The sequence below is a fragment of the Burkholderia sp. Cy-637 genome, assembly GCF_011753175.1.
In the GTDB taxonomy this organism is placed as follows: Bacteria; Pseudomonadota; Gammaproteobacteria; order Burkholderiales; family Burkholderiaceae; genus Burkholderia; species Burkholderia gladioli.
This window is the reverse complement of record NZ_VWWC01000229.1, coordinates 1-8850: the sequence shown is the minus strand read 5'-3', so window position 1 is coordinate 8850 and position 8850 is coordinate 1. Positions and strand designations below refer to the sequence as shown.

General features: G+C 69.1%; 8 protein-coding genes. 7 read left to right on the top strand and 1 reads right to left on the bottom strand.

All coding sequences use genetic code 11. From position 1 onward, the window contains the following. The 7 genes from F3J10_RS32570 to F3J10_RS32540 form a co-directional block, all read left to right on the top strand. A partial coding sequence (locus tag F3J10_RS32570) for a hydantoinase B/oxoprolinase family protein (protein ID WP_205200569.1) occupies nt 1-2044 on the top strand: 2044 nt, incomplete at its 5' end. A gap of 165 nt (nt 2045-2209) precedes the next feature. Beyond that, nucleotides 2210-2956, top strand: a complete 747-nt coding sequence (locus F3J10_RS32565) for a DUF969 domain-containing protein (protein ID WP_025099183.1) — start codon at nt 2210-2212, stop codon at nt 2954-2956. Next, nucleotides 2953-3903 carry a DUF979 domain-containing protein gene (locus F3J10_RS32560; RefSeq protein WP_025099184.1) on the top strand — a complete coding sequence of 317 codons (951 nt, stop codon included), beginning with the start codon at nt 2953-2955 and terminating at the stop codon, nt 3901-3903. The genes F3J10_RS32565 and F3J10_RS32560 overlap by 4 nt, the downstream gene beginning before the upstream one ends. A gap of 343 nt (nt 3904-4246) precedes the next feature. Beyond that, nucleotides 4247-4483: a hypothetical protein gene (locus F3J10_RS32555; protein ID WP_025099185.1), complete on the top strand. Its 237-nt coding sequence runs from the start codon at nt 4247-4249 to the stop codon at nt 4481-4483. Further along, on the top strand, nt 4480-6066 hold the full coding sequence (locus F3J10_RS32550) for a hypothetical protein (protein ID WP_240155777.1): 1587 nt from the start codon (nt 4480-4482) through the stop codon (nt 6064-6066). The genes F3J10_RS32555 and F3J10_RS32550 overlap by 4 nt, the downstream gene beginning before the upstream one ends. Before the next feature lie 111 nt (nt 6067-6177). Then, nucleotides 6178-7110, top strand: coding sequence for a LysR family transcriptional regulator (locus F3J10_RS32545; protein WP_017920522.1), 933 nt, complete (start codon nt 6178-6180; stop codon nt 7108-7110). Between the two features lie 344 nt (nt 7111-7454). Continuing rightward, nucleotides 7455-8564 (top strand): porin, encoded by a 1110-nt coding sequence (locus tag F3J10_RS32540; protein ID WP_167243811.1) that lies wholly within the window; start codon nt 7455-7457, stop codon nt 8562-8564. Nucleotides 8565-8572: 8 nt separating this feature from the next. Here the strand turns inward: F3J10_RS32540 and F3J10_RS32535 are convergent. After that, nucleotides 8573-8850 (bottom strand): cytochrome c (locus tag F3J10_RS32535; RefSeq protein WP_167243810.1); only part of this gene is annotated, 278 nt, incomplete at its 5' end.

Here is an 8850-nt window from a genome sequence, read left to right as displayed (position 1 = left end):
GCTCGAGGCGATCCTGGCGCAGCGCGTGCCGCGCGAGGCGCTGCGGGCCACCCGCGCGGCGCGCCTCAAGTATCGCGATACCGATTCGACGCTGGAGGTGCCGTTCGGCGAGGCGCCGGAGATGGCCGCCGCCTTCGAGGCGCTGCATCGCAAGCGCTACGGCTTCGCGATGCAGGACAAGCCGCTGGTGGTCGAATCGGTGGTGGTGGAGGCGATCGGCCTGAGCGAGCCGCCCACCCTGCACGGCGCCGCGCCGCGCAAGGCCAACCCGGCGGCCGCGGCCGGCAGCGAGGCCAGCCTGTTCGCCGGCGCACGCGCGCTGACGGTGCCGCTGCATGCGCGCCGCGATCTCGCGATCGGCGCGAGCCTGGCCGGCCCCGCGCTGATCACCGAGGAAATCTCGACCATCGTGCTGGCCGAGGGCTGGACCGCCTGCGTGCTGGAGGACGGCACGCTGCGCCTGGACCGCGTCGAGGCGGCCGGCGCGGCGCACGCGATCACCACCGCGCGCGACCCGGTGCACCTGGAGATCTTCAACAACCTGTTCATGTCGATCGCGCAGCAGATGGGCGTGACGCTGGAGAAGACCTCGTACTCGGTCAACATGAAGGAGCGGCTCGACTTCTCCTGCGCGATCTTCGATCGCGAGGGCGGGCTGATCGCGAACGCGCCGCATATCCCCGTGCATCTGGGCTCGATGAGCGACAGCGTGCAGAGCGTGATCCGCGAGCACGGCGCGAGCCTCGGGCGCGGCGACGTGTTCATGCTCAACGTGCCCTACAACGGCGGCACCCACCTGCCCGACATCACGGTGGTGATGCCGGTGCACGGCGCGGCGGGCGAGCTGCTGTTCTACGTGGCCGCGCGCGGCCATCACGGCGACGTCGGCGGCATCACGCCGGGCTCGATGCCGCCCGACAGCACCACCATCGAGGAAGAGGGCGTGCTGCTCGACAACGTGCGCATCGTCGCGGCGGGCCGCTTCCTGGAGGACGAGGTGCGCGCGCTGTTCGCCGCCGGCCCCTGGCCGAGCCGCAATATCGACCAGAACATCGCCGACCTGACCGCCCAGATCGCCGCCTGCGAATGCGGCGCGAGCGAGCTGCTGCGGGTGGCGGGGCGCTACGGCGCCGAGGTGGTGCTGGCCTACATGGGCCACGTGCAGGCCAATGCCGAGGAGGCGGTGCGCGCCGCGCTGCTGTCCCTGTCGGACGGCGAGTTCGCCTACGAGATGGACGACGGCGCGGTGATCCGCGTGCGCGTCACGATCGACCGCGAGCGGCGTGCCGCGCGCGTCGACTTCACCGGCACCAGCGCGCAGCGCGGCAGCAACTTCAACGCGCCGCGCTCGGTCTGCAAGGCGGCCGTGCTCTACGTGTTCCGCACCTTGCTGACCGACGCGATCCCGATGAACGAGGGTGTGCTGCGGCCGATCGAGATCGTGATCCCGCACGGCTCGATGCTCAACCCGGCCTACCCGGCCGCGGTGGTGGCCGGCAATGTGGAGGTCTCGCAATCGGTGACCGACGCGCTTTATGGCGCGCTTGCGGTGCTGGCGGGTTCTCAGGGTACGATGAACAACTTCACGTTCGGCGACGATGCCCAGCAGTACTACGAGACCATCGCCGGCGGTTCGGGCGCGGGCGGCACGCATCCGGGCACCTCGGCGGTACAGACGCACATGACGAATTCGCGGATGACCGACCCCGAGGTGATCGAGTGGCGCTTCCCGGTGCTGGTCGAGCAGCACGCGATCCGCGCCGGCAGCGGCGGCGCGGGGCGGCAGGCGGGCGGCGACGGCGCGGTGCGGCGGATCCGTTTCCTGCGCAGCCTGACCGCCAACATCCTCGCCAACCGCCGCCGCGTGCCGCCGTTCGGGCTGGCGGGCGGGGCGCCCGGCAGCGTCGGGCGCAACTGGATCGAGCGGGCCGGCGGCGCCGTCGAGCAGTTCGGCGCGACGCATACGACCACCGTCCACGCGGGCGACGTGTTCGTGATCGAGACGCCGGGCGGCGGCGGTTACGGCCACGCGGAGTCGGCATGAGGGCGGGCATGACTGCTGGCATGACCGCGGCATGACGCCGAACGTGAACAGCGACAAACCAACAGGCGCACGGCAGCCGCGGCTCAGGCGGCGCACGTGCGCAGGCAAGGCGGTCCCGCCCGCGCGGCGGGGCCGTTCTCTTTCCCGGCAACAGGAGATCCTTCCATGCAGTCAACCGTGAACCTGTACCCGCTGATCGGCGTCGTGCTGATCGTGGCGGGCTTCGTCCTGCGTTTCAACCCGATGCTGATCGTGATGGTGGCGGCGATCGTCACCGGCCTGGCCGCGCATTTCCCGCTCCAGCACGTGCTGGCCGCGATCGGCGCGGGTTTCGTCAAGACTCGTGTGATCGCACTGATCACCCTGCTGCCGCTGGCGGTGATCGGCCTGCTGGAGCGGCACGGCCTGCGCGAGCGGGCCCAGATCTGGATCGGCAACATCCGCGCGGCCACGCCGGGGCGCCTGCTGGTGGCCTACCTGCTGGTGCGCGAGCTGACCGCCGCGGTGGGCCTGACCGGGCTCGGCGGCCATCCGCAGATGGTTCGCCCGCTGGTCGCGCCGATGGCCGAAGGCGCCGCGCAATCGCGCTTCGGCCGCTTCGGCGAGGCGGTGCGCGAGCGGCTGCGCGCCTTCGCGGCCTCGGCCGACAACATCGGCCTGTTCTTCGGCGAGGACGTGTTCGTGGCCTTCGGCGCGATCGTGCTGATGGTCACCTTCCTGAAGGAGGCGGGCGTGATCGTCGAGCCGATGCACGTCGCGCTGTACGGCATCCCGACCGCGATCTCGGCCTTCCTGATCCACGGCTTCCGGCTCTGGCGCCTGGACGGCTGGCTGGCGCGCGAGGCCGCGGCCTTGCCCGCCTCGGCCCGCGAGTCGAGCGACGATGCGCGCGCGCAGGGAGAACAGGCATGATCGTCACGCTCGACTGGTTCTTCTGGCTGCTGGGCCTGCTGCTGATCGTGATCGGCGGCGTGATCGTCAGCGATCGCGAGCATCCCAGGCGCTTCCTGGCCGGCGCTTTCTGGATCGTCTACGGCATCGTGTTCCTGGCCGGCGACCGGCTGCCGCCCGAGGTGGTCGGCGCGCTGGTGGTGGCGATGGCGCTGGTGGCCGGCTTCGGCGGCGTGGTGGGCGCGAAACCCAAGGTGCCCGACGAGGCGACGCGGCGCGCGAGCGCGCTGCGCCTGGGCAACCGCCTGTTCCTGCCGGCCCTGACGATTCCGCTGGTGACCGTGATCGGCACCCTGCTGGCGCCGCACCTGGTGTTCGGCGGCACCGCCGTGCTCGATCCGAAGAACGCGACCCTGGTCTCGTTCGGGATCGGCTGCGTGATCGCCTTCGGCTTCGCCTGCCGGCTCACCGGCGATGGTCCGAAGCAGGGCGTGCTGGAGGCGCGCCGGCTGATCGACGCGGTGTCCTGGGCGGTGGTGCTGCCGCAGATGCTCGGCATGCTGGGCCTGGTGTTCGCCGATGCCGGCGTGGGCAAGGCCATCGCGCACCTGAGCACCGCCTATATCAGCCTCGACGCGCGCTTGCTGGCGGTGGCCGTGTACTGCATCGGCATGGCGCTGTTCGCGGCGATCATGGGCAACGGCTTCGCGGCCTTCCCGGTGATGACGGGCGGCATCGGCGTGCCGGTGCTGATCGGCGTGTTCCATGCCAACCCGGCGCCGCTGGCCGCGATCGGCATGTTCTCGGGTTATTGCGGCACCCTGCTCACGCCGATGGCCGCCAACTTCAACATCGTGCCGGCCGCGCTGCTCGAACTGCGCGACAAGTACGGCGTGATCCGCGCCCAGGCGCCGACCGCGCTGTGTCTGCTGGTGGTCAATATCTTCCTGCTGTATCTGCTGATGTAGGCGCCGCGCGTCGCTCCATCCTCTTTTCTCTCCCGGCGCCCGCCGTCGAATCCGACGAGCGGGCGCGCTTCCCATTATTTGGCGGCGAGAACCGCGGCGAGAACCGCGATTCCGCTCGATTGCCCGCGATCGGGAAATGACGATCCGATAAACACGGTCGATCATCAAATAAACAGGCGATTGTCGATAAGGCGAATTTATTTTTCTTGTTCGACCGGTATTTCCCCGGCCGACACAATGAATTCGTGCTTCCGGCGATCGGCCAGCACGGGCCGGCACGGGGCATCTCTCGTCGGGCGGTTCTCCGGAACCGAATTCATCAAAGGGGGAAGGAATCGTGAAAATGTCATGGCTCGTGGCGTCGCTCGCCATCGTCAGCGTGTCGGCCAATGCGCAATTGCAGGGCGGCTATTTCCTGTGGTCGGATCAAGGCCAGACCAGGTGCATGTCGAACGCGCCGAATCTGGATTGGAAACTGGTCAGCGGTCCTTATTTCGACGGCGAATGCACGCGCGCGCTGCCCAAGCGGCCCGACCTGCCCCTGCCGGCGCAGCCGGCCAGCGCGGGAGGTGCGCAATGAAGCCCGCCCCGCTCGCTCGTCTCGCCATGCTGGCCGCCGTCGCGCTGGCGCTGGCCGCCTGCAACGACGACAGCCCTTCCGTGGCCGCCTCCTCGGCCACCGCGGCGAATACCGCGGCAGCCGACCCGGCCGGGCCGCCCGCCGCGCTGATTCCGCCCAGCGGCGCCACCAATCCGCCGCCGGCGGCCGCCTATGCCGGCTGCATGGACGCCACCGTGGCCGGCTCCTACGAGGAGCAGCGCCTGGTGAACCTGCTGCCCGGCAATACCACGCCGTTCGCCGACCAGATCCTCGCGGCCTCGGGCTTCGACGGCTACGGCCCGCGCTTCAGCGCGCAGCTCTGCACCGATCGCGCGATCCGCTCGCTCGGCGATGCAGTGGCCACCGTCAAGATCGCCGGGCAGGCGCTGTGGCAGGCCGCCGTGGACCGCGTGCAGGGCCGCCACCTGAGCGGCACGCTGCCGCAAAGCGACGATCGCATGCTGTACTGGGCACGCCTGAAGATGACGCTGGCGCTGCGCCAGTGGGTGCCGCAGATCCCGCTGACGCTGCAGCAGCGTGCGCAGCTCCAGTGGGTGCTGGAGCGTGCCTCGCGCGGCCAGTACGCGATCGCCTTCCCGTCGGGCGCCGGCATCAAGCGCATCCTGATCAGCGGCTTCGATCCCTTCACGCTCGGCACGCCCGGCACGCCCGGCACGACAATCTCGTCGACCAATATCCGTATCGGCAATCCCTCGGGCGCCACCGCGCTGGCGCTGGACGGCCGCACGCTCACGCTGGCCGACGGCAGCCGGGCGGTGATCCAGACCTACCTGCTGCCGGTCGACTACGCGCCGTTCCGCGAAGGCATGCAGGAAACCACGCTGACGCCGTTCTTCACCGGGCCGGAGCATGTGAACGCCTCGATCACGATGAGCCAGGGACGGGAAGGTATCTTCGATATCGAGAACTGGCACGGGCGTTATCACGCGGCCGCCTTCCCCGACAATCTCAATACCACCATCGGCGACCCATTCGGTGCCCAGTTGCTGCCCGGCATGCAGGATGCCGACATCTATCCGCCGCAAGCCGTGCTCGGCTACGATCCGCAGCCCTGGCAGCCGACCCTGCCCGAGCAGTTCACCACCACCACGCTGCCCTATGCGGCGATGATCGGGGCGAACAGCGGCGCGGCCATCACCGTGCCACGCACGTCGAAGCCGGGCGGCTACCAGGTGATCTGGCATACCGATCATTCGGAGCTGAGCGATTGCGGCGACGCCGGTACGCTGGCGGGCTTCACCGGATCGAGCCGCTACCCGCCGCCGAGCGCCCCCACCGCGCCGGCCACCGGCACCTGCGCGATCGAGGGCGGCGGCGGCAACTACCTGTCGAACGAGAGCGGCTATCGCAACACCCTGCTGCGCGACACGCTGGCGCCGAACAGCGGGATCTTCGCGGGCCACCTGCATACGCCGGTCATGTCGCATTTCACGACCGGCGACGACGCGAAGCTGAGCGACGCGATGTTCGAGTCCTATCGCGACACGATCGTCGCGCAGGCTAGCAATCTGATCGCCGCGGTCGCGCAGGCGGTCAAGTGAAGCGCGGCGGGTGGGGATGTTGCCGCTGTTCAGCGGGTTTTTTCTGAGGTATATGCTGGGACGGACCCGGCGGCGCACCCCACCGCGCCGCCGGCAGCGAAGGAGACGGACGTGAACCTGAAGTTCCTCGAGACCTTCATCTGGGTCGCGAAGCTGCGCAGTTTCAGCCTCGCGGCGGAAAAGCTGCATTCGACGCAGGCCGCCATCTCGAGCCGCATCTCGGTGCTCGAGCAGGAACTGGGCGCCAAGCTGCTCAAGCGCGACCCCAAGGGCGTGACGCTCACGCGCGAGGGTGAGCGCGTACTGCGCCACGCCGAGCAGGTCAGCCAGTCGATGACCCAGCTCTACGAATCGCTGCAGGGCGAGAAGTTCGCCTACGGCACGATCCGGATCGGCGCGATGGACAGCGCGATCCATTCCTGGTTCGTCGATTTCGTCGCCGACGTGATGGCGCATTACCCGAACCTCGATATCGAGGTGACCTCGGATACCGCGCTCAACCTCAACGAGCAGTTGCGGCGCGGCATGCTCGACATGGTGATCCAGACCGACATGCTGCGCGACGAGACGATCCGCAGCATCGAGGTGCTGGAGCTGTCGGTGGTGTGGATCGCGGCGGCCAACTCGCGCGTGATGGGCCTGCAGCCCGAGGACACGCCCACCTCGGCGCTGCGCCGGCTCGGCGCCGAGCGGCTGATCACCTATTCGCGCCACTCGCGCCCGCACCAGGACCTGCTGCGGCTGATGCAGTCCTACGGCATCGGCGAGGCGCGCGTGAGCTGCGTGAACTCGGTGGCTGCGATGATCCAGCTCACCCAGGCCGGCTTCGGGGTGGCCGCGATGCCGCCCGCGCTGGTGCCGGTGCCGCTCGAGAAGGGCACACTGCGCCGGCTCGACGGCATCGAGGTGCCGCCGCCGCTGCCCTTCGTGATCGCCTGGCGCACCGGCTCCGAATGGACCGAGCGGCTGGTCGAGATCGCCGTGGAGACCGTGCGCAAGTACGGCGCGCGGCTCGGCGAGGATGCCGCGCGCATCATCGTCTAGGCGGCGTTTCCCCTTCTTTTCGTGTCTTCCGCGCGCGAGGCCGTGATGGTGTCGCGCGCCTGCATTCGCCTGTCGCGCACCGCGCCCGCGGTATTCGAAATCCTTATGCGCGCGATTTAATTTTCAAGTTCGACCTGTCGAATCGGCCATAACAGAATCAGCCCTGCCCGGAGATCGTTGCCGCGCAAGCCGTGCATCGCAGACTGCGAGCCACGGCGCGCGTTCGATACGGAGCAGGGGTTGCCGGCGGCGCATGGCCTCGCGCGATGCGCCGCCGGTTGGCGAAAGCCGCGGGGAAGATCGACGCGCGCGGCCTGGCGAATCGAAATCAATCAGGAAAACGAATGAAAAAGATCATCAGCGATATCGGCATCGGTATCGGGCTGGCGCTCGCCTGCGGGCTCGCGCATGCGCAATCGAGCGTCACCCTCTATGGCCTGATCGACGAGGCGATACGCTTCCAGAGCTCGGCCGCCGGCAATACGGTCGGCATCAACGAAGGCGCCGTCAACGGCAATCGCTTCGGCCTGAAGGGCGTGGAGGAACTGGGCGGCGGCACGCGCGCGATCTTCCAGCTCGAATCGGGCTTCAATATCGCCAACGGCAAGTCCGACCAGCAAGGGCAACTGTTCGGGCGCTTCGCCTGGGTCGGCCTGCAGAGCGATCGCTTCGGCACCGTCAAGCTCGGGCGCCAGTATGGCGGCATCTACAACTTCTATGCCTTCAACTTCGACCCGATCGGCGGCGGCAACATCAACGCGACCGACTGGTCGCTGTTCCTGGTGGGGATCCGCTTCGACAACACGCTGCAATACGAGAAGGATTTCGGGCCGGTCACGCTGCAGGTGCAGCATGCCTTCGGCGGCCAGCCCGGCAGCGCCGTGTCGGGCAGCACCAGCACCGCCTCGCTGATCTATCGCTTCGGCGGCGGCAAGCTCGGCATCGCCGGCGCGCAGTCGAAGGACGGCGGCGGCCACAAGCTGGTGGTCGGCTCGCTCGGCGGCACCTATGCCTGGGGGCCGCTCGCGCTCTACCTGTACGGCATCGACGCGCGCCGCGACGCCGGTTTCAACGTGGCGGCGGCCAATAGCGGCGGGCCGTTGGCCAATACCAGCATCGTCGGCAATGCCGCCACCGCGTCGGGCCCGCAGGGCAGCGCGCGCAACGACGCGTTCGTGCGGGTCGGCGCGTCCTGGCAGCTCGCGCCGCAATGGCGCGTGATCGGCTCCTATGCCTACGACCACGCGAACAATGTCGCGCCCGGCCGCAGCGGCACGACGCAGACCGTCTACGGCATCGTCGACTACCTGCTCAGCAAGCGCACCGACGTCTATCTCGAGGTGGACCACAGCCATCTGTCCGGCGCCTCGGTCAACGATCCGAACGGGCCGCTGAACTTCGCCGGCAAGGCCAACAACTTCGGGGCGAGCCTGAGCCTGCGCACGGTGTTCTGACGCAGGGCTCAGGGCGCGACGGCCGGCGCGGGCGCGGGCGGGCCGCCGGCCGCCACCAGCTTCGCGTAATCGCCGGCCGAGATGCCGCGAGCGTGGTTCAGGAAGGCCGCCAGTTGCCAGATCTCGTGGTCGTCGAAGCTCTTGCCGAAGGCCGGCATGGCCGTCATGCGCACGCCGTTGCGGATGGTCCAGAACATCAGGGGCGGCTTGTTGCGGCGCGCGGCGGCCAGCAGCGGCGGCGCGGCCGGCAGGATGCCGCGCGCGATCGGCCCGGGCGGCTGCCCCA